Source organism: Ferdinandcohnia sp. SAFN-114 (assembly GCF_059415045.1).
This window is the reverse complement of record NZ_JBPFDQ010000079.1, coordinates 1-25,131: the sequence shown is the minus strand read 5'-3', so window position 1 is coordinate 25,131 and position 25,131 is coordinate 1. Positions and strand designations below refer to the sequence as shown.

Genomic DNA, 25,131 nt, shown 5'->3' with positions numbered 1-25,131 from the left:
AAACATAAGGACACTTCTTTCTGTTTGGATTTTGTGTGGTAACTTAATTTTAACAAAGAATGTCCTTATTTTTTATTAAAATATAATCAAAGCCTGTGAAATTTTACTCATAGTAAAAATTCACAGGCTTTTTCAGCTCAGAGGAGGGTTTTGTCCCAGCCTCTTTTTAGGCGTCTTATTTTGAAAATTGTGCTTCCTCGGTAGAGCCTTTTAAAGCAGTCGTAGATGATGTTCCTCCCGTAATAACCTGTGCCACTTCATCAAAATATCCTGTTCCTACTTCACGCTGATGTCTTGTAGCTGTGTACCCATGCTTTTCGCTTGCGAATTCAGCCTCCTGAAGCTCTGAATATGCCCCCATTCCTCTTTCTTTGTAACCTCTAGCTAATTCAAACATGCTGTGGTTTAGAGCATGGAATCCAGCCAACGTAACAAATTGGAATTTGTAACCCATTTTTCCAATTTCTTTTTGGAAATTCTCAATAGTCTTTTCATCTAGTTTCTTCTTCCAGTTAAAAGATGGAGAACAATTATAGGCTAATAGCTTACCAGGAAACTTCTCATGAATAGCATCAGCAAAACGCTGTGCTTGCTCTAAGTCTGGCTCAGACGTTTCACACCAAATCAAATCAGCATATGGTGCATATGCCAGACCTCGTGCAATTGCTTGCTCAATCCCTGCCCGTGTCCGGAAGAAACCTTCTGGTGTTCGTTCGCCTGTGATGAATTCCTGATCAACAGGATCAATATCACTTGTTATTAAGTCTGCAGCGTCAGCATCAGTTCTAGCAACTAAAATCGTTGGTACTCCCATTACGTCAGCAGCTAGTCGAGCGGAAATTAAGTTCCGTACTGCGGTTTGTGTTGGTAATAAAACCTTTCCACCTAAATGACCACATTTTTTTTCAGACGAAAGTTGGTCTTCAAAATGTACACCAGCAGCACCTGCTTCGATCATGCCTTTCATTAATTCAAAAACATTCAACTGTCCGCCAAAGCCTGCCTCTGCATCTGCCACAATCGGAGCAAACCAGTCAGTATCGCCTTGGCCTTCTAAATGTTGAATCTGATCGGCACGTTGAAGCGCTTGGTTAATACGCTTAACAACACTTGGTACACTGTTGGCTGGATATAGGCTTTGGTCAGGGTACATGTGCCCTGAAAGGTTCGCATCAGCAGCTACCTGCCACCCACTTAAATAGATTGCCTTTAAACCTGCTTTTACTTGTTGAACGGCTTGATTACCAGTCAATGCTCCTAGTGCATGAATATAATCCTCTGTATGAAGGAGGTTCCAGAGTTTTTCAGATCCTCTACGTGCCAATGTATGCTCAATATCAATTGAACCACGTAAGCGAATAACATCCTCAGCACAATAAGGTCTTTCAATTCCATTCCATCTAGAATCCATTTCCCAGCTTTCTTGCAGTTTTTGAACTCTTTTGTTTGTCATTTTAAATTCCTCCTTGTATTCTACTCATTTTTTAATCTATAAAATTTCATATCCAGGTAAAGTTAAAAATTCAACAAACTCATCATTCGTCACTAAGTCCTCAAACAGACGAGTTGCATCCGCGAAACGACAAGTTTCAAATGCTTCTTTCCCGATTTCTTGTTTAATTTTTTCAAGCTCTTCCTCTTTCAGTTGGTGAACTAGCTCAAGTGTGACCTTTCTTCCATCCGCAAGTATTCCTTTTGGATGGCGGATCCACTGCCAAACCTGAGCTCTAGAGATTTCAGCTGTAGCTGCATCCTCCATTAGATTATGGATCGGTGCGGCACCATGACCACGAAGCCATGATTCAATGTATCGAATGCCAACATTGATATTCGTACGTACTCCTTGCTCTGTAATAGCTCCTTCTGGAACCGCAATAAGTTCCTCGGCTGTTACTTGAACGTCTTCACGTTTTTGGTCAATTTGGTTAGCTCCAAGCATTATTGTATTAAATACTTCTCTAGCAACCGGCACGAGCCCTGGGTGAGCCACCCATGTGCCGTCATGACCATTGTTCGCTTCACGTTCCTTATCTGCTCTTACTTTTTGAAAGGCTTCTTCATTAGCTTTTGTGTTATTTTTTACAGGTATTTGGGCAGCCATCCCACCAATCGCATGAACATTGCGTTTATGGCAGATCTTAATGACATGCTGTGAATAAGCACTCATAAATGGGGCTGTCATCGTAACAACAGAGCGGTCTGGTAATATCACATCTTCTACATTCCGAAATCTTTTTAAATAGCTAAAAATATAATCCCATCTACCACAATTTAGACCTGCTGAGTGTTCTTTTAACTCATATAAAATTTCTTCGACTTCAAAGGTTGCTAGAATCGTTTCAATTAACACAGTTGCCTTTATCATTCCTTGAGGAATTCCAATTTCATTTTGTGCAAAGATAAAAACATCATTCCAAAGTCTTGCTTCAAGATGGCTTTCCATCTTTGGTAAATAAAAATATGGACCACTTCCATTCTCAATCAAGTAATTCGCATTATGATAAAAATAAAGACCAAAATCTAATAAACTCGCTGATATTCGGTTGCCATCAAGTTGTATATGTTTCTCTTCTAAATGCCAGCCGCGAGGGCGGACAACAAGTGTTGCAGTTACATCGTGAAGTTGATATTTTTTTCCATTTTTATTTTCAAATGTGATCGTCTTTCTTACAGCATCTCGTAGATTTATCTGCCCTTCGATAATGTTATTCCAAGTAGGAGAGGTAGCATCTTCAAAATCAGCCATAAATACTTTTGCCCCTGAATTTAGTGCATTAATAATCATTTTTCGATCGACTGGGCCAGTAATTTCAACTCGCCGATCCTCTAAGTCTTTTGGAATCTGCGCAACTGTCCAATCTCCAGTTCGGATATGCTCTGTTTCAGGCAAAAATGTTGGCATCTTTCCACTATCGATTTCGTTTTGTCTTTGCTGTCTCTTTTCTACAAGTTGTTTCCTTCTTTCTCCAAAGTTCCTCTCTAGTTTTTCAATGAAGTTCAATGCCTGGGGTGTCAAAATTTCTTCATACTGCTCATTCATCTTTCCCATGATCTGAATTCCTGAGGTTTGTGTCGTCATTTTGTCCCTAACACCTTCCTTAAATTGTTATAATACAGATTATTAAATACAGAAGTATTATATAACAGACTTTTTGAAATTGGAACATTTTTCTGTATTTTTTTATATAACAATTAAAAAATAGTAATTCTGTACTATAACAATATAAAAAAAAGAAAGCCTTGTTAACAGATTTCACTCTGAAAACAAGGCTATTTTGGTTATTTCTCATTCTTTTCAAATTCGTTTGTATACGTAATCCTTTCAAGCATTGTTGGGTGTCCATATCTAAACATCTTCACTAGGAATGGTGGATTCACTTGACTTAGACCAGCCTTTGATAATTCCTGGAAGGACGAAACTGCTGCCTTGTTATCCTCCGTCATTTCAAGAGCGTACAAATCAGCTGACTTTTCCTGGTGTCTTGAAACAGCATTTGAAACTGGGTCTGAAACAAAACTTAAAACAGAGATTAACAATAGAAACACTGGAAGAACGGCAATATCTTTTACACTTGTTATCTTAAACAGTTGACCCCATTTTCTTACCATAAAAGACATAAGCTTACTAATCATAAAGAGTCCAACTAAGGTTAATAGCAAATAACCAGCAATTCCAATATAAATATGTTTCATCACGTAATGCCCCATCTCATGGGCCATAATAAATAATATTTCATCTTCACTTAGACGTTGAAGTGTTGTATCCCAAAGCACAATTCGCGAATTAGACCCTATTCCGGTTACATATGCATTAAGGGCATTTGTTTTTTCGGACATATTCACTTCAAATACATGGTCTGCAGGAATTTCCGCACGATCTGCCATCTCCAGAATCTTTGTTTCTAACTCTTTATTGGTTAATGGAAAAAAATCGTTGTAAAGTGGGTCTATAATAACTGGTTGTACAAACATGAGAAACATGGAGAATGGGATTGATAGAAGCCATGCATGGAACCACCATCTTTTCTCATTTCTTCGAATCAACCAAAACAAGACGCCCACAATTACAATCATTAACGCGTAATTCACCCAAAAATCAATTAATAGGTCCTTCATCCAGCTTTGAGTGGTCTGTACAGTAATATTATATGTTTTTGAAACATTGTAGCTAATCCATGATAGTGGAAATGATAATACTTCAACCAACAAGGAAAGCCAAAATAAATAAATCGCTGTTTGTAGGATCGAAAACTTTGCTGATACTTTTGACCAATCACGGAATTTTGCTGAAATCCCAATCACGAGAACAAGTATATAAATCAGCCATTCAAACGGTACTGACAGGAAAAACAAAAGGTTTCTAATTTGTGAATACTCTTCACTTAGTAAAAGCTCACGATTATTCATAAATGTTTGTGGGTCCGCTGGACTTCCTTTCAGCTGCTCAGGTATGTCCGTATTTGCTCCAAAAAATAAATACCACGCTATAAATAAACCAAAGATGAGATAAATTCCAAGTGACCATCCAATTACTTTTTTCACTATGCTGTCCCCCTTTATGTACAACCCTCTTACTAGTATTTTAGTTAAAAGTAGGGCCAGATAGAACAATGACTTTCCTCATATCTTCATTTTTGACAATATAAGCGTATAAAAAACTCATTGATTTCTAATCCATAATTAGTTATCATGAATGAAATATAATCGAAATTCTGTGATGAAGAGAGTAGTCCTGATGTAACCGATAGCGAGTTGGGGATGGTGGAAGCCCAATGGTGAAGTCAAGATGAACCGCACTTCTGAGAAGCCCACCTGAAACTTTTATAGTGTAGTTCAAAAAGAAGGATGAAAAGGACGAAGTAATTTGATCTGTCATTTTCACCGACTCTTTTGAACATCCTTTAGTAGGGTGTGCCGGGGGAACCCGTTACTTACTAAGTTAGGTTCATCGTGAACAATTTGAGTGGTACCGCGGGTAAATCTCGTCTCTTTTAAGAGACGGGATTTTTTTATACTTTTAAAGGAGGTTAGATAATGAATGTTATACAAATGTATGCCGAAGCGTTATCAAAGCAACTACAAGCTGTTTTATCATTTGAAGAAGTAATAAAACTTATTGAAAAACCAAAATTTCAGGAACAAGGTGATTTAGCATTTCCTTGTTTTGCACTTGCAAAGCACTTGCGAAAATCACCCGCTGTTATTGCACAGGAAATGGCACCTTTAATTCAAGACTCCCTTTTTGAAAAGGTTGTTGCAGAAGGGCCATATGTAAACTGTTTTCTAAACAAACAGGAAATAAGCAAATATATTCTTCAAACCATTCTTGCCAAAGAGTCTAATTACGGAAGCCACAGCTTTGGTCAAGGAGCGACAATAACCATTGATTTTTCCTCACCAAATATCGCAAAGCCTTTTTCAATGGGGCATTTGCGTTCAACTGTTATCGGAAATTCGCTTGCCAAGATTGTCGAGAAATGTGGCTATCAGCCGCTCCGGATTAATCATCTTGGAGATTGGGGTACACAATTTGGAAAACTCATTGTAGCTTATAAACTTTGGGGTAATGATGAGGCCGTTAGAAAAAACCCGATAACGGAGTTGCTACAGCTTTATGTTCGTTTCCACGATGAAGCCCAGACAAATCCTCAACTTGAGGCTGAAGCAAGAATGTGGTTCAAATTGCTTGAAGAAGGAAACGAAGAAGCCTTAAACCTATGGCGTTGGTTTAGAGAGGAATCATTAAAGGAGTTTTCACGTATTTATTCCCTGCTAGATGTAGAATTCGATTCCTTTAATGGAGAAGCCTTTTATAATGACAAAATGGAGACTACTGTTGAATTGCTAAATAAGAAAAATCTTTTGACACCGTCACAAGGGGCAAAGGTAGTTGATTTATCTGAACAAAATCTACCACCTTGTTTAATAAAAAAATCTGACGGTGCAACCCTTTATGCCACCAGAGATGTAACAGCAGCCATCTATCGTCAAGATAACTACCATTTTGCTAAAGCAATCTATGTAGTAGGACATGAGCAAAGCTTGCATTTTAAACAAATCTTTCTAGTACTTGAAAAAATGGGTTATCAGTGGGCAAACGATATGGTCCATGTTCCATTTGGCTTCATCCTCAAAGATGGAAAGAAAATGTCGACTCGAAAAGGAAAAATAGTTCTGTTAGAAAATGTTATGAAGGAAGCAATCGAGCTCGCAAAGCAAAACATTGAACAGAAAAACCCCAGTCTCGATAACAAAGATGAAATTTCGAAAATGGTCGGTTTGGGTGCAATCATTTTCCATGACTTAAAGAATGAACGACTTAACAATATTGAATTCTCACTAGAGGAAATGCTTAAATTTGAAGGAACTACAGGACCTTATGTTCAATATACTCACGCAAGAGGCTGCTCTATTTTAAGAAAGGCGAAGGTTTCAGGAGAAATAACAAATGGACTTTCCGATTCGCAAAGCTGGTCAGTTGTGAAGCTTCTGATGGATTTCCCGGCAACCATCCAAAGAAGTATGCAGCAGTATGAGCCTTCAGTAATTGCAAAATATGTAATAGAGCTCTCTCAAGAATTCAATAAGTATTATAGTCATGTAAAGGTTCTTCATGTGGATGAAGAAATGAACGATCGGATTGCATTGGTACGTTCTGTTACCATCGTACTGAAAGAAGGGTTACGATTGCTAGGAGTAAAAGCTCCAGAAGAAATGTAGTTAGCCCAGGACCTTGTGTCCCGGGCTCTTATTCTGGATGATACTGATATTTTTTCAAATCTATAATGCCGTTAATAACCTCTATCCCTTCATCCTGTAGGTAAATGGCTTGAGCAGCACGTGTTTCCTCATCTGCAATTGCAATTTCACCCTTGGAGTTGATAACCCGGAACCAAGGAAGGTTATATTTCTTACTCATCGAATGAAGGATTCTCACAACCTGCCTAGCGCCTCTTGGACTTCCAGCGAGTTTTGAAATCTGTCCGTAAGTCATAACTTGTCCAGGTGGAATTTGCGTAATGATTCTAATAACATTTTCCGTAAATGGTTTCATTTTAACTTTGTCCTTACACTAGAAATACTTATTGTGAACTTACTATATTTATTTCCCTTTATAGTTCGGTTTTCTTTTTTCATTGAAGGCAGCTAGTGCTTCCACCCTGTCTTCCGTTGGGATAATTACTTCATACGCTTTGCGTTCAATCTTAAAGCCTGTGTGCAGGTCAGTGTTCAATCCTTGCTTAATAGCAAATTTAGCTTGTTGTAAGGCAAGAGGACCGTTCTTTAACATTTCATTTGCTAGTTTCATGGAAGCTTCCATTAGTTCGTCTCGATAAACTACACTTGATACAATCCCGTATTCTTTCGCCTCTTCGGCGCTAATTCGTTTTGCAGTTAAAATTAGTTCCATGGCTTTTGTTTCACCAATAAGGCGGGGAAGTCGTTGCGTTCCCCCGGCTCCAGGAATGATTGCTAGACTTGTTTCTGTCAACCCCATCTGTGTATCTTGAACCGAAATTCGGAAATCACAGGCCAGTGCAAGCTCCATTCCACCACCAAATGCATAGCCATTGATTGCAGCGATAGTTGGCTGTGGTAAATCTCCAATACTAGCAAAAACCTGACCTATTTTATATACGTTTCTTCTAACCTGTGCTTCATTTAATGTTTTTCGTTCCTTTAAATCTGCACCCACACTAAATGCTTTTTCACCTGTTGCAGTAATGATAACAACGCGAACATCGGCATTTGTACGAATATCTTCGATAACCTCATCAAGTGTTTTAAGCATCTCATAATTAAAGCAGTTCAACGCTTCTGGGCGATTCAATGTGACAGTTGCAACATGATTTTCAACTTCGTATAAAACTGTAGTCATAGTTCCACCTCTTCTAAAATAGTAATATCGCTTACATCCTATTTCGCTTCAAACTAAAAAATTCCTTTAACAATTTTTATCATTGTCGCCATACTAAAAAGAACAGGCCGTTTGACCTGCTCTCTACCTTATTTGTTTGTAACTAAATCCTTTAATGCACGACGGAGAATCTTTCCGGTCGTATTTTTAGGAAGTTCTTCTAGGAATTCGATTTTACTAGGTAGCTTGTATTTAGCTAAATGCTCACGACAATAATCTAGAAGATTCTCTTCTTTTAAATCTTCTTCCTTCTTCACAACATAACAGAGAACTGCCTCACCCATATTCGGATCTGGCACACCAAAAACAGCAGCCTCAACAACACCAGGATGATTATAAAGTATTTCTTCTACTTCTCTTGGATAAACATTATATCCACCAACATTGATCATATCTTTCTTGCGGTCAACGATATAAAAATAGCCTTCTTCATCCATTTTTGCTAAATCACCTGTATAAAGCCAGCCATTGCGTAATGTTGCAGCACTTTCTTCAGGCATTTTATAATAGCCCTTCATGACATTTGGGCCACGAACAATCAATTCTCCTACCTGACCACAAGGAACTTCCTCACCATTTTCGTCGACAACCTTATTCTCAACATTTACAATGTTTGTTCCAATTGAGCCTGGTTTTCGTGGCCGATCTAACGGATTAAAGCAGGTTACAGGCGATGCTTCAGATAATCCATAACCTTCAGATACAAGAACATTGAACTTCTGCTCAAAGCTCTTTAAAAGTGCCACAGGCATTGCAGCTCCACCTGAAATACATAGGCGTAAAGAGCTTAAGTCCTCAGGATTTCCTTCAGGATATTGGAGGAGAAAATTATACATCGTTGGTACACCCGCAAATACTGTTGCCTGATACTCGCTTGCGCCTTGGAATATTTCCTTTGGACTAAACTTTGGTACAATCAACATTGTTCCGCCGCTCATTAATGGTGCATTTAATGCGACTGTCATGCAGAAAACATGGAACATCGGTAAGGTTGTAATAACCCTATCCTGTTCAGAAATTTTCAGGTATTCCGCAACATCCCTTGCATTGCTGTACAAGTTCATGTGGGTCAGCATTGCTCCTTTAGGTTTACCCGTTGTACCAGATGTGTACAAAATTACGGCAATATCGTCATCCTCAAGAGTTGGTCTAACGAATGAGAGTTCACCTGAGCTAACAACTTCTGTAAACGATTTCAATTTTGGGCAGATTGATAGTTTTGTGATATCGATTCCACTATTTGTACCCTGTGGTGTTTCGCAAACTATGAGATGTTCAACTTTCGGAAGGTGTTCATTCATCTTTTCAAAAAGTGGGATAAGCAAGTCCAACATAATGACAGCCCTTACATCTCCATTATTGATAATATATCCGATCTCATCAGGAGTATAAATCGGATTAATTGGGATAACTGTTGCTCCTACACGTAGAGCACCGTAAAATCCAATAACAAAATGTGGAGTGTTGCCCAGTACTAGAGCAATATGATCACCCTTTTTAATTCCCAGCTTCTCCAAGCCATTTGCAAACTTTGTAACTGCACCATCTAATTCAGCATATGTACTTACATTACCTTGAAAAATATATGCTGGTTTGTCGAAGTATTTCTGCGCTGTTTCCCCTAGTCGTGATGATAGATTCAATTTTCTCCCTCCCTCAGCCAACAATATGAATGAATAGTCATTCATTTATTGACAAAAAATAAAATTCTAAATATATTATATTGAAAGAAAGTTTTTCTATCAAGATGGTATTGCATATTTTTATAAAAAACGGACTAGATTGTATGAATCTAATCCGCTTTCGTCATGTACTTAATAAATTAAATTGATAAAATCATCTTTCGTAATTTTACCGAAATAATGCTGGATATCAACATTCTCTAATGCTTTCTCGAGCTCCGCTTTTTCATATTTTGTTCCAATTAAACGTTTTTCAATATCTTCTACATCACCCACACCAAAGAAATCTCCAAAAATTTTACAGTTTTCTATCATTCCCTTTTGTACCTCTAATCGCACATCAATTGAACCAACAGGGAAGCGATGAGTATGCTGGTAATTGAACTTTGGGGACTTTCCATAGTTCCAATCCCAGTTTTGATAGCGTTCTTTTGAAATTTCATGTATGTTTTCCCAATCTTTCTCTGTTAGGACATATTCAGGAATATCACCATCGGTGTTGAAAATATAGCGTAGCAGCATTTGTCTAAATTCCTCAATTGTAATTTTTTCATTTAGGAATTCACTTATATTAGCAACCCTGCTTCGTACCGATTTAATCCCCTTCGATTCTATTTTATCCTTTTTCACTTTAAGTGCTGATACTACATGGTCAATTTCTGAATCGAACATTAGTGTTCCGTGGCTGAACATTCTACCTCTTGTTGAAAATTGAGCGTTTCCTGAAATTTTTCTTCCTTCCACCTCGATATCATTTCTGCCACTTAATTGGGCATTTACACCAAGCTTATGCAATGCCTCAATTACTGGTTCCGTAAACTTTTTATAATTATGGAAGCTTTCTCCGTCATCCTTCGTAATAAAGCTAAAATTTAAATTTCCTAAGTCATGGTAAACAGCTCCGCCACCTGATAAGCGCCTCACTACTTTAATACCATTGTCTTCTACATACTGCGTATTGATTTCCTCAATTGTGTTCTGATTTTTTCCAATGATAATTGACGGGGCATTTATATAAAATAATAAGTAAGTCTCATTTATGTCTAAATTTTTAAGTGCATACTCCTCAATGGCTAAGTTAATTTGTGGATCATGTATTCCTTTATTATCGATAAATAACATCGTTTTTCACTCCCAAGTTAGTCCTGATTTTGCTAATTTGATAAGACCATTAAATTGTGATGAAGCTTGATTGACAAGGTCTTCATGTTTACCGTAATGAGGCAGGTGCGTTAGCCAAAGTTCTCTTACATTAGCCGCTTTTGCAATCTTACCTACTTCTGTACTATTCATATGGCCCATATTGGAACCATCTTGATCCGCATACAGATTACATTCACAAATAAATAGGTCTGCATCTTGAGTAAACGGAATAAACTCTTCTAAATAACTAGAGTCAGCTGAAAATACAACAGTCTGTCCACCTGCTGTAATTCTCATTGCATAGCATACAACTGGATGCTTAGTCTTCATAAATGAAATTGAAAATGGGCCGATTTGAATGGTTTCATCAGGGTTATATTCAATTGCTATTGTATGTCCTTTATGTTCCAATTTTGCGAAGCCTTCTTTATCAGCACTGTGGCCATATATCGGCAGTTCTTTATGTTGATTATGTATTGCACTTGTTACAAGTCTTGCATACTGCATCGGACCAATATCTGCTACATGGTCATGATGGTAATGAGATAATATTATCGCATCAAGCTCATTAATTGTTAAATAGTTTTGAAGCTGTGCTAGTACACCACTTCCACAATCAACAAGTAACCGAAAACCGTCCTGCTCAAATAAATAACCAGATGTAGCTTCATTCACTGCTGGAAATCCACCCCAAAATCCAACTACAGTTACCTTCATAGGATCACCTTTCTCTCCCTTAAAATATCTACTCTTCAATGGTTTACCCTACCCACTACCACTATAATCGATACAAAAAAAAATTTCACTTTTTAAATAAATTGTTACAAAACAGTTATTGACACATTAAAAACTGTTATAGTACACTATAAATAACAAAGAAACGGAGGGGTTGTAAATGTTAGTAAATAGTACAGAGTTTTTTAAAAACTTACCACCAAAAAAATGTGTAGAGTGTGGCCATGATATCGAAGAGCAGCATGAGTGCTACGGCAACAAATGCGACCACTGTAACGAGATTAAATAACAAAAGGAAGGCCGAGGCCTTCCTTTTCTTTTACACTAAAACTGGTGTAGTTTCTTTTAAATATTCCATTACCTTGATAACCGCCTCTTCTCCTTGGTCAATACAGTCAGGCAGTCCTAGACCCTCATAAGAGCTTCCCGCTAAAAAGACACCAGGTAGTTGATCAGCGACATTTTTCTTAACTGATTCAATCCTGTCCTTATGCCCTACTGTATATTGCGGCATTGCATCTTTCCATCTTGTTACAATAGAAAATTCAGGTTGGTCTGTAATATTCATTGTTTTGTTTAAATCATCAAGAACTACTTTGACAATCTCTTCATCTGATTGATCAACGATTGCTTCGTCTCCCGCTTTACCAACATAGCAACGAAGGAGTACTTTACCTTCTGGGGTCGTATGCGGCCATTTTTTATGGGTCCAAGTAACTGCCGTAATAATATAATCATTATTCCGTGATACAACAAAGCCCGTTCCATCAATATCTTTTTTTATAGCTTCTTCAGGGAAAGCCATTGCTACAGTAGCTACTGATGTAGATGGCATTTCCTTAAAGGAATCAAAAAATGAGTATTGATTAAAAATGGATTGTGTTACATGATGTGGTGTAGCAACAACTACACTATCCGCGGTTATCTCTTTCCCATTGTTCAGTTTAATAACGTAATGGCTACTTTGTTTTTCAATACCTTCAACCTTAATCCCCTTAAAAACGGTACCAGGCTCAAGTTTTGCTTCAATTGCATCAATAAATGACTGTAATCCAGAAGTTACAGTTAAGAACTGTCCCTTTGGAGCCGAATTTGTTTCCCCACTTGGCTTTGGTTTTGGTGGTGTTGTTTGCTTCATTCCTAAGATTAAGCTACGGTATTTTTGCTCAACTTGATAGAATTGAGGGAAAGTCGACATTAAGCTTAGTTGGTCAATATCTCCAGCATATATCCCTGATAGCAATGGCTCAATAAGGTTTTCAACGACCTCATCACCAAGTCTTCTTCTAAAAAATTGACCAAGTGATTGATCGCCTTCTCCAGGTGTACGAGGTAACACAAAATCCATTGCAGCACGAAGTTTACCAAACGGGGTAAACAAACCTGTAGTGATGAATGGTCCAATTTGAGTTGGTATTCCCATGATGGAACCACCTGGCATTGGATGAAGCTTTCCGTTCACAAGAACATATGATTTACCAGCAGTATTGTTAACCAATTTATCCCCTAGACCAACCTCATTGACAAGCCGGGAGGCACTCTTTTTCCTAGCTAAAAAAGAATCTGGACCTCTTTCAATGACAAAACCATCACGTTCCACGGTTTGTACTTTTCCACCAAGTCGATGGCTTGCTTCTAAAAGGGTACAGTTTATGTCTAAGCCCTTCTCTCTTGCCTCTTTTTGGAGATAATAAGCTGCTGTTAAACCAGTAATCCCGCCACCTATTACAACTACCTTTTGATTACTCACTTAACATCGCCTTCTTTCAATAGGATGTCAAAAAATCGGATGAAAATGACACATCGATATCGGAGCTTCGACTAAGTGCCGACACGTCCTGTGTCGAAAGTCGAAGCACCACATCGTGTGGAAGCTCGTTGGCTTGCTTTTCCGTTCCTTGGAAAGGAAAAACACCCTTTCCGGCTTGCGAAGGGGATTCACTGAAGCAATTGCTTATGCTGACGTATTAATTGCATACGTACCGCTACTCAAAGCTGCACCGCCTCGAACTTTCAACGCACAGGACGTGCTTGTGTCGACAATGCCACAGGAAGTGGCGTTTTTGTCGACGCGGTCCTTTTCATCCTCCTTTTGAACACTCATTTAAATGTAAAAATTCAGTGACAATTTATTTTTTAAGTTCTTTTAATACAACTGTTGCCAAACAATCGATAAATTCTGGCTTTGAGTTTGGCATTTCAGGACGGTAATAACTGACACCTAGTTCTTTTGTAACAACTTTACATTCGTAATCATTGTCATAGAGAACCTCTAAGTGATCTGCTACAAATCCAACTGGAATATAGACAAAAGCTTTGTAGCCTTTTTCATTGTAAAGGTCTCTAGTTAGGTCTTGAACATCCGGCCCCAACCATGGTTCAGGTGTATTTCCTGCACTTTGCCAGCCTATCTCATAATTCTTGATACCTGCTGCTTCAGCAATTAAATCAGCAGTTTCTTGTAACTGACTAGGATAAGGATCACCAGCAGCAATGATTTTTTCAGGAAGACTATGTGCTGAAACGATTAATACTGCATTCTCACGTTCTTCTTCTGGCATTGAAGCAAAGACTTGCTTCACCTGTTTTGCCCAGTATTCAATGAACTTAGGCTCTTTATACCAACTTTCTACAGACGTAATTGTTGGGCCCCCAAGCTTTTCTGCCTCTTCTTTCGCACGTCCATTATAAGCTTTTACACTAAAAGTTGAAAAATGAGGTGCGAGAACTAGACTCACAGCTTCCTCAATTCCATCCTCATTCATCTGAGCTACTGCATCTTCAATGAATGGCTCGATATGCTTTAAACCTTGATAAAATTTAAACTCAATTTCATCTTGTATTTGATTTAAATGCTCTTCAAGTCTTTCACCTTGTTCTGTTGTGATTTTAGCAAGTGGTGAGATTCCGCCAATTGCTTCATAACGACTACGTAGGTCCTCTAAGCTTTCTGGTGAAGGCTTACGTCCATGACGTATATGCGTATAATAACGTTCAATATCTTCTTCTTTATATGGAGTACCGTATGCCATTACGAGTAGTCCCATTTTCTTTCTTGTCATTTAAAACACCTCAGAAGCTAGATTAGTTTTTCTTTCGAATATTCATGGATAAATGTAGTTAGACGCTTTAGTGTCTCTGGTTTAACATCTGGGAAAACGCCATGTCCAAGGTTGAAAATATAACCCGGTTGTTGCATTCCCTGGTCTAGAATTTCTTTTGCTTTTTCTTCGATGACTTCCCAAGGAGCCAGTAAAATGGCTGGATCAAGATTTCCTTGAACTGCTTTTGTAATTCCAAGTTCTCTTGCATTCATGATTGGCAAGCGCCAATCGAGTCCAACAACATCTAGTGGTAAATCATGCCATTCTAATGCTAAATGGCTTGCTCCAACTCCGAACATGATAAGTGGTACATTCTCTTCACGAAGTGCAGAAAAGATACGATGCATGACTGGTTTAATGAAATGACGGTAGTCTGCCACATTTAATGCACCTACCCAAGAGTCAAAAATTTGTACAGCTTTTGCACCTGCAGCTATTTGTGACTTCACATAGGTAATCGTCATTTCAGCTAGTTTATCCATTAAGGCAAACCATGCTTCAGGTTGGGCATACATGAAAGCCTTCGTTTTATTATAGTTTTTTGAAGGTCCACCTTCAATCATATAGCTTGCTAATGTAAATGGCGCTCCTGCAAACCCAATCAATGGAACGGAGAGCTGTTCAGTCGTTAATAGTTTAATTGTATCAAGAACATATGGAACATCTGCTTCAGGATGAATTTCACCAAGCTTTTCAACGTCCTTAACTGAACGGATTGGGTTACTGATAACAGGTCCAACTCCTGCTTTGATTTCAACATCTATCCCGAGAGCTGGGAGTGGAGACATAATGTCTTTATATAGAATTGCTGCGTCCACATCATATTGCTCAACTGGAAGTCTTGTCACATATGCACATAACTCAGGCTGATGTGTAATTTCAAACAGTCCGTATTTTTCTTTAATTTTTCGGTACTCCGGCTGGGATCTTCCCGCTTGGCGCATATACCAAACAGGCACATGTTCAGTTTTTTCACCCCTAGCCGCTCTTAACAATGTATCATTAAAACCCTTTTGCATATGTATTTACCTTCCTTTCAATATCTTCAAACAATAGTCTCTATAATAGCATAGGTAAGTATTATATATTAAATAGAACATATCCTCACTTTATCACTATAATTGTTTCTACTATCCTTGTATACAAAACCGGGGCAAATGTCAAAAATTTGACGAACATTAACGGCTAAAGGGTGGTGAAATGAACACCACCCTTAAACATGTTTTATTTACTAGAGAAAAAGGTAGGCTTAACAGCTTGAGATTTTGTTCCCTCCTCTTTCGTCTGGGAGTTAAAAGGTACTACAAAATAAGATGGTATCGAAAATATATTTACATTTTCAATCTCAAAGTCCCCACTCCCTCTAACAGAACCGACATATTTAACAGACTTTGTGTTCTCCTCATAAATTCGATATTCAACACGTTCATCTTCTGACGGTTTCCATTTTAGGGAAACCGTAAATAATCCAAGAGGTTTAAAGGTCAAGTCAGCTTTAACATCATCAATTTCTGTGAGCCGTATTGGTGGCTCAAGTTCCTCTACGTCCTTTGGAGCAGAAAAGGCAGTTACTTTCTTTAGTTCAGATTGATCAAGTATTTTTTTAAAGAGTCTCGTCGGTGAGCCACTTCCACCTTTTAAATAATGCGTGGCATCTGTAGAATCATAACCCATCCAAATTGCCCCTACTACTGATGGTGTGAATCCGACAAACCAAGCATCCTTGATTCCATTCTCTACACCAGGTAAATTGGTTGTCCCAGTTTTCCCTGCAAGTGCACCCTGATAAGTTCCCACCATTGCAGTACCATTATCCACAACGCCTTCAAGCATTCTTGTCATATACCAAGCCGTTTGTTTTGAAAAAGCTTCCGTCTCATGTGTCGATGCCTCTCCAATCACTTTTCCTTCACGGTTTACTATTTTGCTAATGACATGTGGTTCAATCACTTTTCCTCCACGGGCAAATGCGCGATAGGCTTTTGCCATTGCAATAGGAGAAATGCCTTCTTTAAGTCCACCTAAAGCGATTGATAAGCCTTGATCTGGAATTGTGATACCTGCTTTTGTTAAATATTTTTTAGCTGTATCAATACCAACTCTATCAAGCATCCAAACCGCTGGAGCATTTGATGACTCGACTAAAGCATCATACATAGATATTTCACCTTTATAAATACCTGAATAATTGCTTGGTTCATATTCACCATAGGATAATTTTTTATCAACTAACATGGAATAGGGTTCAAATTCATCTTCTTCCAATGCCGGGCCGTAAACTGCCAATGGTTTAATCGTTGATCCTGGCTGTCGTTTAATTACAACGCGATTAATGCCTCGACTTACATAGCGTCTACCGCCAATGCTAGCTAAAACACCACCTGTATCATTATCTAACAGTACAAATGCACCTTCTACATTTTCATCAACACCCGGAAAATTCTTTTGATCCTTAAATAGCTCGAAAGCTGTTTTTTGAATCTCCAGGTGAAGAGGAACAGTAATTGTATAGCCACCTCTAAGCAATTCCTCATTTGATAATTGATAGCGAGTCTTCGCTTCATCAAATACCATATCGATATAGGTTAATAATGCGGGATCCCTCTCTACTTCATGGACATTTAGAGAAAGAGTCTTTCCCTGAACTCTAACAGCTTCCTCTGGCTGTAAAAAACCTCTCTTCTCCATTAAATTAATGACCAAGTCCCGTCTTTGTTTACTTTTTTCAGGATTTAGGATTGGTGAATAAGTTGATGGTGCTTTCGGTATGGCTGCAAGTAGTGCACCTTCTTCAACCGATAATTCACTTACATTTTTGTTAAAATAAAATTTTGATGCAGATTGAATTCCGTATGCACCGTGACCAAAATAAATTTGATTTAAATACATTTCTAAAAGCTCTTGTTTGCTGTACTCTTCTTCTAAATTAATAGCTATTATCAATTCTTTCGTTTTTCGCAAGAATGTTTTTTCATTCGTAAGGAAAACATTCTTGGCGAGCTGCTGCGTAATGGTACTTCCACCTTCTACCTTTCCACCGGCAATAATATCTTTATATATTGCTCTAGCAATTGCTTGAAGATCAATACCATGATGTTGATAAAACCGTGTATCTTCTACTGCAACAAATGCCTGCTGTACATATTCCGGAATTTCCTTAATCCGTACAATATCCCGATTCTCATAATATAATTTTGTAATAAACTGTCCATCTTCATCAACAAGTTTTGTTGCTGAGTTCATAACAAGTTTTTTGTCATCAATGACATAGTCACCTGCATATAAGATAAGCAAATACCCACACAATCCAAGGACAAACGAACCTATAATAACAAACAATGAGAGGAATAATTTTCTTTTCATACTGTGACCTCCTTGGAATAATTAGAAGCGGAAGCGACTCAGTCAACCCCGACAAGCATAAGAAAAGCCGGATAGAAGGATACATTTTATCCTTCTTGATGGATTAGCTTGTAACTTCATGGGGCTAGGTGCTGCAGCTAGATATAATTAATTCAATCTGAGTTGGTTATGTTATCTTTTAGTATAACTGTAAAAGTTTCTCACTATGTATGCCCTAAAAGAAAAGCGCAAGACACGTTGCATTAGGTGACAAGCATAAGACGAGCGGTGACAGAAGGTGCTCTTTACCTTCAGAGCGATAGACTTAGACCAGAGAGCCGATTGTGCATGAAGCTAGACATTAATAAAGGAGGAGTTACATGAACTTTTATATGGCGTTCGGTACAATAGATTTTTTGATAAAACTCCAGGAAAAGCACAGAAATGAAAACATGACTGCGTTTTATAATAATGAAACAGCGATTCTGCTTCATGAGACAACAAAGAAGTCTGTTTTTGCAGCACCACGTAAATATGAAGTCCTCACTGCCATAGGAGAAATTGAGAGTGCAAAATTTTCTGCATTCACATATATCCCTGTAACAGAGGAAGGCAAACCGTTATTTGAATACAACATCACCCAAATGAGTTCTGTGTTTCAAAACTCTCGAGGATTTATTGCCTTTCGCGCACTAAAGCCAATAAAAAGTGATACTTTTGTAGTGGTAAGCTTTTGGGAAAAGGAATCATTTTATTTAGATTGGACCCACTCCAATAGCTTTGAACAACTTGACCAATTCATTCAAAAAACGAAAGCGGGCCTAAACCAAACAATCTTTTCTGGACCTGTTTATACAAAAACTTATCACTCTATATCAGATGATTAAAATTTGTGTGCACTTCTCACACCTAATCCCCAGTGACATATTCTGTAATACAAACATAGGTAAACGTGTAGTTACCTCTGGTTGAATTTGGAATTAGGAATGGGGGTTTCACAATGTTAGTGGAATTAACAGCCCTGCATTGGATATATGTTTCGTTTATCCTCTTAATCATTGGTTTTATGGTGATGAGGAGGGACACATCACTTATTTGTATACTCGGTATCTTTCTACTTGCCATTACAGCTACTGGATCAATAAGTGCTTCCGTGAGTGGTGTCTTTAATAGCTTTATTTATGCAATAACCGAGTTACTCTCAACCATTCTTGTCATTTCAATTATTGTTTCGATGAGTAAGGCATTAACAGTAACTGGAATCAATGACATCATGATTGCTCCTTTTGCAAAACTTATCCGTTCCCCTGCTCTTGCTTATTGGACAATTGGTATTGTCATGATGGTGATATCATGGTTTTTCTGGCCATCCCCTGCTGTAGCCCTTATCGGTGCGGTACTTTTACCGGTAGCAATGAGAGTAGGTTTGCCTGCTTTGGGTGTGGCAATGGCAATGAACTTGTTCGGTCACGGTATTGCCTTGTCAAGTGATTTTATCATTCAAGCCGCCCCAAAACTTACAGCAGACGCTGCAGGTCTTGAGGTGATGGAAGTTGTGAAAGCAAGTATCCCTTTAGTTTTTGTGATGGGGATTGTGACGACAGTTGTAGCCTACTTTTTACTACGACGCGATATGCGTAAAGGAACTCTTTCTGTAGGTGGTAAAACTGACTATTCAAATCCGTTGACTAAGGATCTATCAGAGAAAGAAGAAGAACGTTTAAAAAGCTTACTTTCAACATCCGCAAAACGTTTCTTTGCCATATTAATCCCTATCCTTTTCGCCCTAGATGTTGTTGCCATGTCTGTCTTAAATCTTTCCGGTGGAGACGCAACAGCACTTGTTGGTGGGACCTCAATCTTTATTCTTCTACTAATCTCACTTGTTGCTCATAAAAATGCTGGGTTAGAAAAAACAACAACCTATTTAATTGAAGGCTTTCAATTCGGATTCAAAGTATTTGGTCCAGTCATCCCAATCGCCGCCTTTTTCTATCTCGGGGACTCTGGATTTGTAAAAATCATTGGCGACTTCTTGCCAGAGCATTCACAGGGAATAGTGAATGACCTTGGGGTTAGTCTTGCATCAGTTGTACCATTAAATGCCCCAGTCAGCGCGGTTACCTTAACCATTGTTGGTGCAATTACAGGGTTGGATGGTTCAGGATTTTCAGGAATTTCATTAGCTGGATCACTTGCCGCTTTGTTTTCATCCGCTCTTGGGGCTGGTGCTGCGACATTAACAGCACTTGGGCAAATCGCAGCAATTTGGGTAGGTGGCGGAACCCTCGTTCCATGGGCACTTATCCCAGCTGCTGCAATATGTGGCGTCGACCCATTTGAACTTGCAAGGAAGAACTTACTTCCGGTAACAATTGGACTGGTGGTAACAACAATTGTAGCGATGTTTTTAATATAATCGACCATAAAAGAAGCTCTTACCGAATAAGGGCTTCTTTTATTTTTAATAAATTAGTAATTTACAAAAGTTCCAATAAATTTAATGTTATGAATCTACACTATTTTTCGATATAATATTAGTAGATTCTACATATTCTTCCTATATTAATAACATCGGAGAGAGACACATGTTAAAGCTCTTTAACATTACTTTACAAACTAAAATTATCACATTAATACTTTCTTTAATTGTGTTTGTGATATCAGTCTTAACAGGAATGTTTATTTATTATGAAGCAAGAGAGACCAATGAGGACATGCAAAAGCTTTCTTTACAGGCATCACGTACACTTTCATTAATACCGGCATTGAAAGATGGTTCTCATGAAGACTTACAATCTGGTTCGATGGAAGCAATTACACAGCAAATTAGCAACCAAGTTGGGGCTAACTATATTTTTATCGAATATAAAGATGGGCTAAATTTCTCTTATCCCGAAGTTAGTATCGACCATACTGCTTTTGATGACGAAAACTTTAAAGCGATTGTTTTTGGCAGCTTTTACACAGTAGAAACAAATAATCAACTAGGGAATATTTTGTGGGGAAAGGCACCGATTATTTCAGAAGAATCTGGACAACAAATCATTGGTGTTGTAAGTGTTGGTTATTTAAAAAATGAGATAAAACAAAATATTAATCAGAAGTTACTGAAAACCTTATTTATTGCGATTATTGTTTTAATCGTTGGCTTATTTGGCGGAGTTCTATTAGCAAGGAGTATCCGCAATGACATAATGGGACTTGAACCACATGAAATTGCTTCCTTATATCGAGAAAGGAATGCAATTTTAAAATCGGTAAAAGAAGGAATTCTTGCAATTGATAATAAGGGACAGATTACATTACTTAATAAATCTGCAAAACAAATGCTTGGAATTTCAAGTGACAGTATTAATAAACCAATTGCTGAGATTCTGCCAAACACAAGGATGCTCCGGGTATTAGATACAAATATGGTTGAGACTGATGATGAAATGGTCATCAACAATCGAGTGTTAATTGTGAATCGCATGCCTATTATTGAGAATGGTAAAACAGTTGGAGTCGTTTCCAGCTTTAGAGATAAAACAGAAATTAAGAAAATGGTCGATACCTTAACCGAGATTAAAAACTACTCCGAGGATTTAAGGGCACAGACTCATGAATTCACAAATAAATTATATGTTTTATCTGGATTACTTCAGTTAAAGCAATATGAACAAGCCATTTCCATGATTCAGGAAGAAACAAATCAACTAAACTTTCAAAACGATATATTGTTTAATCAAATAAAAGATCCTAAACTCCAGGCTATTATACTTGGAAAAATAGGAAAGGCATCGGAAAAGAAGGTTAGTTTGATAATTGATGAAAATAGCTATTTGTCTAAATTACCGAGCCATATTTCAATTACGGATTGCATTATCATTATTGGAAATCTGATTGACAATGCAATTGACGAAGTTATGCAAGACGAAGGTGAAGTAACATTTTTCGTAACCGACATCGGAAACGATATTGTCTTCGAAGTGAGTGATAATGGCAACGGGATTCCAACTGAAAAAATGTCCCTTCTCTTTGATAAAGGAGTATCCTCTAAAGGTGAAGAAAATAGGGGCTTTGGACTGTGGAATGTTAAGACAATAGTTGATAAGTTAAATGGTTCTATCGAAATATCAAATGGAAAGAATGGCGGCGCAATTTTTACTGTTTTTCTACCGATAAAAAGTCAGATTAATAAGGAGGAAGACTGATGATAAATGTACTTATTGCTGAGGATGACTTTAGGGTTGCATCGATTCATGAACAATTCTTACAAAGAATTGAAGATGTGAACCTAATCGGTAAATCCTCAAACGCAAAAGAAACCCTTGATTTGTTAAAAAAACATCAAAATATAGACTTGCTTTTATTGGATGTCTATATGCCTGATAAAATGGGTACTGAAATTTTACCGATCATTCGAAATCTATATCCTGATGTAGACATCATTATGATAACTGCAGCGACGGAAAAGAAACATTTAGAAGAATCGCTCCGTGGCGGAGTTTTTCATTACCTCATAAAACCCGTAACTTTTGAAAAGTTTACGGAAACGATAGAAAAATATATTGAAAAGAAAGAACTGCTAAACAGCAGGAATGAAGTCGATCAGACTATTGTAGACCACTATTTCGGGAGCAAACAAATACAGCCTGTTGAAAAGAAAGTACATTATCCAAAAGGGATTGACCCCCTTTCTCTTGAAAAAGTACGAGATATTATCAATCGGATGGATACAGGAATTACTGCTGAAGAAATGGGTGAACGGATGGGAGCATCCAGAACAACCGCTAGGCGCTACTTAGAATACCTTGCATCAACTAATGAAGTAATGGCCGAACTTGAATATGGTATTGTCGGTAGACCAGAACGCAAATATTCAAAACAAAAATAATCACAACGGTCAAGCATCTTGAATCTCTTTCAAGATGCTTTTTCATGAACAAAATGAACAAAAAGATTTTATCGTATTTTATATTACTTATTTTGAAAACGGTTACAAATTTGTGTCTGAACTTTTAAAATAGTTTTATGAGTAATATTAGAACAACTAAGAATTTGCTCTACTATGAAGGGTGTTTAAAAGGGCAAGAGAATGAATCAATAATAAAAAAGATTTAGAGAAAGGAAGGTAATAAAAATGGGGGCAACTAGATTAATTCTACCGATTATTTCAATTCTAATTAGCATTTTCTATTTAATTTCAGCTATTAATCTACCTAAAGCCAAATTGGGAGACCCAAATGGTCCACTCTATTTTCCAATGATGGTTGGTATTTTTCTATTTATTGTGAGTGTTATTTATCTCATAAAAGAACTTAAAAACCACTATCCCAAAAATGATGAAATCAAACTTTTGTTTAAAGGCAGAGTTCCCTTTCTAATTATATCTACATTAGTATTATCATTAATTTACACACTCATTTTTGAAAGAGTAGGGTTCTTAATTTCAACAATTCTGTTCATGGCAGCTGTTTTATTCATCGTTAATGGTAAAGAAAAATGGAAGGTCAATATTAGTGTAGCTGTTTTATTTAGTTTGGGATCATGGTACGCCTTTTCTCAACTTTTAGATGTCAGCTTACCATAGATTAGGGGGGATAACATGGATATCCAAGGAATTCTTGAAGGATTTGCAACAGTACTTAGACCGGAAAATATACTATTCGTCGTATTTGGAGGATTTTTAGGAACCATTGTTGGGATGCTTCCAGGTTTAGGACCGGCAACAGCAATTGCAGTATTAATCCCGGTTACATTCGGAATGGATCCAACAAGCGCATTAATACTAATGGCAACGATCTACTATGGTGCCATGTATGGTGGATCATTAAGTTCAATTTTGATTAACACTCCTGGTGACGGATCAGCTGTTGCTGCTACATTTGATGGTTACCAAATGGCAAAAGCAGGTCGTGCTGGCCCCGCGATTGCGATTACAGCAATTGGTTCACTCATTGGTGGTTTTGTCGCAGTTATTGGCTTTATGTTTTTAGCAAAGCCACTCTCTAATTTCGCTCTACAGTTTGGTCCAGCGGAGTACTTTTTACTTATGCTTTTCACTTTATCAGCTGTCGTTTCCTTATCCATTGGAAATATGACAAAAGGGTTTATTTCGATGGGGATTGGTTTAGTTCTAGCTACAGTTGGTATCGACCTTCAAACTGGGGTACATCGTTTCACATTTGGCAATGTTCATTTAAGTGATGGCATTAACTTCTTAGTTATTATCATTGGAATTTATGCAGTTGGAGAAATTCTATATAACTACTTAACAATTGATAGACCAGTTGGTAAGAAAAATAAACTTGGACGAGTTTGGATTACAAAGGATGACTGGAAACGTTCAAAGTGGCCAATGTTCCGTAGTTCGCCACTAGGCTTCATAGTTGGTATTCTACCAGGTGCAGGTGGCGCTATTGCTTCATTAATGGCATACAGTACGGAAAAACAACTTTCCAAGCGTCCTGAAGAGTTCGGTAAAGGAGCAATTGAAGGATTAGCTGCACCCGAAACAGCTAATAACTCAGCAGCGGTTGGTGCTTTCGTTCCACTGTTAACCATGGGTATCCCTGGTTCTGGAACAACAGCAGTAATGCTAGGAGCTCTTGTCATGCTTGGTGTAAAACCGGGTCCACTTCTATTCGAAAGTGACCCAAATATGGTATGGAGTTTAATCGATAGTCTATTCTTGGGTAATATTTTCTTATTCTTAATTAACGTATTAATGGTTGGTATTTTTGTAAAAATCTTAGATGTTCCGGCAAAGGTCTTATATCCAATTATTTTAGTCCTTGCATTTATCGGTGCATATACAATGAACTACACAATATTAGACTTCTATATCTTAATTATTTTCGGTGTTATCGGTTTATTCTTGAAACTCTACGACTTCCCGATTGCTCCAATGATTTTAGCATTAATTGTTGGTACAGATATGGAACAAAACTTCAGAAAAAGCATTGTAGCTGGTCATGGTAATTTAGATATCTTTGTTAGTTCACCTATTTCGATTACACTATTAATCTTGACACTTTTATCACTTACTTATCCAATATTCATGAACAGAAGAAGAAAGAAAAAGACAGATCTAAACGAAAATACTTCCCTTTAAGATGACTAATTGACTTAAGTAGTATATTAAAGAGGCTGGGACAAAACCCTCCTCTGAAATGAAAAAGCCTGTGGAATTTTACCATGAGTAAAATTTCACAGGCTTTGA

General features: G+C 37.7%; 21 protein-coding genes and 1 other annotated feature. Of the genes, 8 read left to right on the top strand and 13 right to left on the bottom strand.

From position 1 onward, the window contains the following. Nucleotides 1-175: 175 nt before the first annotated feature. From aceA to ACR65M_RS20775, 3 genes are all read right to left on the bottom strand, one after another. The gene (aceA, locus tag ACR65M_RS20785) at nucleotides 176-1,453 is read right to left on the bottom strand and encodes an isocitrate lyase (protein ID WP_341332428.1); all 1,278 of its coding nucleotides are present in this window, start codon (nucleotides 1,451-1,453) and stop codon (nucleotides 176-178) included. 36 nt (nucleotides 1,454-1,489) lie between these two features. Continuing rightward, the gene (aceB, locus tag ACR65M_RS20780) at nucleotides 1,490-3,079 is read right to left on the bottom strand and encodes a malate synthase A (protein WP_440274294.1); all 1,590 of its coding nucleotides are present in this window, start codon (nucleotides 3,077-3,079) and stop codon (nucleotides 1,490-1,492) included. A 200-nt stretch (nucleotides 3,080-3,279) separates the two neighbouring features. Further along, nucleotides 3,280-4,542, bottom strand: a complete 1,263-nt coding sequence (locus ACR65M_RS20775) for a M48 family metallopeptidase (RefSeq protein WP_440274293.1) — start codon at nucleotides 4,540-4,542, stop codon at nucleotides 3,280-3,282. Nucleotides 4,543-4,705: 163 nt separating this feature from the next. Continuing rightward, nucleotides 4,706-4,993: a binding site (T-box leader), on the top strand. A gap of 41 nt (nucleotides 4,994-5,034) precedes the next feature. Between ACR65M_RS20775 and argS the strand changes: the two genes are divergently transcribed. Continuing rightward, complete coding sequence (gene argS / locus ACR65M_RS20770; RefSeq protein ID WP_440274292.1) at nucleotides 5,035-6,720, top strand: arginine--tRNA ligase; 1,686 nt, start codon at nucleotides 5,035-5,037, stop codon at nucleotides 6,718-6,720. A gap of 28 nt (nucleotides 6,721-6,748) precedes the next feature. Here argS and ACR65M_RS20765 read toward each other — a convergent pair whose 3' ends face one another. From ACR65M_RS20765 to ACR65M_RS20745, 5 genes are all read right to left on the bottom strand, one after another. Beyond that, the gene (locus tag ACR65M_RS20765) at nucleotides 6,749-7,054 is read right to left on the bottom strand and encodes an MGMT family protein (RefSeq protein WP_341332432.1); all 306 of its coding nucleotides are present in this window, start codon (nucleotides 7,052-7,054) and stop codon (nucleotides 6,749-6,751) included. 48 nt (nucleotides 7,055-7,102) lie between these two features. Further along, nucleotides 7,103-7,879 (bottom strand): enoyl-CoA hydratase, encoded by a 777-nt coding sequence (locus ACR65M_RS20760; RefSeq protein ID WP_341332433.1) that lies wholly within the window; start codon nucleotides 7,877-7,879, stop codon nucleotides 7,103-7,105. Between the two features lie 128 nt (nucleotides 7,880-8,007). Beyond that, nucleotides 8,008-9,561: a fatty acid--CoA ligase family protein gene (locus ACR65M_RS20755; RefSeq protein WP_440274291.1), complete on the bottom strand. Its 1,554-nt coding sequence runs from the start codon at nucleotides 9,559-9,561 to the stop codon at nucleotides 8,008-8,010. Between the two features lie 171 nt (nucleotides 9,562-9,732). Continuing rightward, complete coding sequence (gene lplA / locus ACR65M_RS20750) at nucleotides 9,733-10,722, bottom strand: lipoate--protein ligase (RefSeq protein WP_341332435.1); 990 nt, start codon at nucleotides 10,720-10,722, stop codon at nucleotides 9,733-9,735. A gap of 6 nt (nucleotides 10,723-10,728) precedes the next feature. Next, nucleotides 10,729-11,460 (bottom strand): MBL fold metallo-hydrolase, encoded by a 732-nt coding sequence (locus tag ACR65M_RS20745; RefSeq protein ID WP_341332436.1) that lies wholly within the window; start codon nucleotides 11,458-11,460, stop codon nucleotides 10,729-10,731. A gap of 178 nt (nucleotides 11,461-11,638) precedes the next feature. Here ACR65M_RS20745 and yhfH point away from each other — a divergent pair, with 178 nt between their 5' ends. Continuing rightward, entirely contained in the window at nucleotides 11,639-11,767 is a 129-nt protein-coding gene (gene yhfH, locus ACR65M_RS20740) for a protein YhfH (RefSeq protein WP_341332437.1), read from the top strand. Nucleotides 11,768-11,797: 30 nt separating this feature from the next. On the opposite strand, the gene hemY is transcribed toward yhfH, so the two are convergent. The 5 genes from hemY to ACR65M_RS20715 all read right to left on the bottom strand — a co-directional run bounded on the left by hemY (nucleotide 11,798) and on the right by ACR65M_RS20715 (nucleotide 17,945). Further along, nucleotides 11,798-13,228, bottom strand: a complete 1,431-nt coding sequence (hemY, locus tag ACR65M_RS20735; protein ID WP_440274290.1) for a protoporphyrinogen oxidase — start codon at nucleotides 13,226-13,228, stop codon at nucleotides 11,798-11,800. A 204-nt stretch (nucleotides 13,229-13,432) separates the two neighbouring features. Beyond that, nucleotides 13,433-13,582 (bottom strand): hypothetical protein, encoded by a 150-nt coding sequence (locus tag ACR65M_RS20730; RefSeq protein WP_440274289.1) that lies wholly within the window; start codon nucleotides 13,580-13,582, stop codon nucleotides 13,433-13,435. 25 nt (nucleotides 13,583-13,607) lie between these two features. Then, nucleotides 13,608-14,540: a ferrochelatase gene (hemH, locus tag ACR65M_RS20725; protein WP_440274288.1), complete on the bottom strand. Its 933-nt coding sequence runs from the start codon at nucleotides 14,538-14,540 to the stop codon at nucleotides 13,608-13,610. Nucleotides 14,541-14,557: 17 nt separating this feature from the next. Next, nucleotides 14,558-15,601 carry a uroporphyrinogen decarboxylase gene (gene hemE, locus ACR65M_RS20720; protein WP_440274287.1) on the bottom strand — a complete coding sequence of 348 codons (1,044 nt, stop codon included), beginning with the start codon at nucleotides 15,599-15,601 and terminating at the stop codon, nucleotides 14,558-14,560. Nucleotides 15,602-15,806: 205 nt separating this feature from the next. Next, the gene (locus tag ACR65M_RS20715) at nucleotides 15,807-17,945 is read right to left on the bottom strand and encodes a transglycosylase domain-containing protein (RefSeq protein WP_440274286.1); all 2,139 of its coding nucleotides are present in this window, start codon (nucleotides 17,943-17,945) and stop codon (nucleotides 15,807-15,809) included. 359 nt (nucleotides 17,946-18,304) lie between these two features. Between ACR65M_RS20715 and ACR65M_RS20710 the strand changes: the two genes are divergently transcribed. From ACR65M_RS20710 to ACR65M_RS20685, 6 genes are all read left to right on the top strand, one after another. Beyond that, nucleotides 18,305-18,811, top strand: coding sequence for an antibiotic biosynthesis monooxygenase family protein (locus ACR65M_RS20710; RefSeq protein ID WP_341332442.1), 507 nt, complete (start codon nucleotides 18,305-18,307; stop codon nucleotides 18,809-18,811). Nucleotides 18,812-18,924: 113 nt separating this feature from the next. Next, nucleotides 18,925-20,343, top strand: coding sequence for a hypothetical protein (locus tag ACR65M_RS20705; protein WP_341332443.1), 1,419 nt, complete (start codon nucleotides 18,925-18,927; stop codon nucleotides 20,341-20,343). Nucleotides 20,344-20,512: 169 nt separating this feature from the next. Then, entirely contained in the window at nucleotides 20,513-22,120 is a 1,608-nt protein-coding gene (locus ACR65M_RS20700; protein WP_440274285.1) for an ATP-binding protein, read from the top strand. Then, nucleotides 22,120-22,803 carry a response regulator gene (locus ACR65M_RS20695; RefSeq protein ID WP_341332445.1) on the top strand — a complete coding sequence of 228 codons (684 nt, stop codon included), beginning with the start codon at nucleotides 22,120-22,122 and terminating at the stop codon, nucleotides 22,801-22,803. Before ACR65M_RS20700 ends, ACR65M_RS20695 begins: the two co-directional genes overlap by 1 nt. Before the next feature lie 246 nt (nucleotides 22,804-23,049). Beyond that, nucleotides 23,050-23,499, top strand: a complete 450-nt coding sequence (locus tag ACR65M_RS20690; protein WP_341332446.1) for a tripartite tricarboxylate transporter TctB family protein — start codon at nucleotides 23,050-23,052, stop codon at nucleotides 23,497-23,499. Nucleotides 23,500-23,514: 15 nt separating this feature from the next. Continuing rightward, a complete protein-coding gene (locus tag ACR65M_RS20685) occupies nucleotides 23,515-25,023 on the top strand; it encodes a tripartite tricarboxylate transporter permease (protein ID WP_440274284.1) in 1,509 nt (502 codons plus the stop codon). Nucleotides 25,024-25,131 lie beyond the last annotated feature (108 nt).

Excerpts from the sequence above, each read along its gene's own strand:
- aceA (WP_341332428.1), bottom strand. The coding sequence starts at position 1,453 with ATGACAAACAAAAGAGTTCAAAAACTGCAAGAAAGCTGGGAAATGGAT.
- aceB (WP_440274294.1), bottom strand. The coding sequence starts at position 3,079 with ATGACGACACAAACCTCAGGAATTCAGATCATGGGAAAGATGAATGAG.
- argS (WP_440274292.1), top strand. The coding sequence starts at position 5,035 with ATGAATGTTATACAAATGTATGCCGAAGCGTTATCAAAGCAACTACAA.
- ACR65M_RS20765 (WP_341332432.1), bottom strand. The coding sequence starts at position 7,054 with ATGAAACCATTTACGGAAAATGTTATTAGAATCATTACGCAAATTCCA.
- ACR65M_RS20760 (WP_341332433.1), bottom strand. The coding sequence starts at position 7,879 with ATGACTACAGTTTTATACGAAGTTGAAAATCATGTTGCAACTGTCACA.
- lplA (WP_341332435.1), bottom strand. The coding sequence starts at position 10,722 with ATGTTATTTATCGATAATAAAGGAATACATGATCCACAAATTAACTTA.
- ACR65M_RS20745 (WP_341332436.1), bottom strand. The coding sequence starts at position 11,460 with ATGAAGGTAACTGTAGTTGGATTTTGGGGTGGATTTCCAGCAGTGAAT.
- yhfH (WP_341332437.1), top strand. The coding sequence starts at position 11,639 with ATGTTAGTAAATAGTACAGAGTTTTTTAAAAACTTACCACCAAAAAAA.
- ACR65M_RS20730 (WP_440274289.1), bottom strand. The coding sequence starts at position 13,582 with ATGAGTGTTCAAAAGGAGGATGAAAAGGACCGCGTCGACAAAAACGCC.
- hemH (WP_440274288.1), bottom strand. The coding sequence starts at position 14,540 with ATGACAAGAAAGAAAATGGGACTACTCGTAATGGCATACGGTACTCCA.
- hemE (WP_440274287.1), bottom strand. The coding sequence starts at position 15,601 with ATGCAAAAGGGTTTTAATGATACATTGTTAAGAGCGGCTAGGGGTGAA.
- ACR65M_RS20715 (WP_440274286.1), bottom strand. The coding sequence starts at position 17,945 with ATGAAAAGAAAATTATTCCTCTCATTGTTTGTTATTATAGGTTCGTTT.
- ACR65M_RS20710 (WP_341332442.1), top strand. The coding sequence starts at position 18,305 with ATGAACTTTTATATGGCGTTCGGTACAATAGATTTTTTGATAAAACTC.
- ACR65M_RS20705 (WP_341332443.1), top strand. The coding sequence starts at position 18,925 with ATGTTAGTGGAATTAACAGCCCTGCATTGGATATATGTTTCGTTTATC.
- ACR65M_RS20700 (WP_440274285.1), top strand. The coding sequence starts at position 20,513 with ATGTTAAAGCTCTTTAACATTACTTTACAAACTAAAATTATCACATTA.
- ACR65M_RS20695 (WP_341332445.1), top strand. The coding sequence starts at position 22,120 with ATGATAAATGTACTTATTGCTGAGGATGACTTTAGGGTTGCATCGATT.
- ACR65M_RS20690 (WP_341332446.1), top strand. The coding sequence starts at position 23,050 with ATGGGGGCAACTAGATTAATTCTACCGATTATTTCAATTCTAATTAGC.
- ACR65M_RS20685 (WP_440274284.1), top strand. The coding sequence starts at position 23,515 with ATGGATATCCAAGGAATTCTTGAAGGATTTGCAACAGTACTTAGACCG.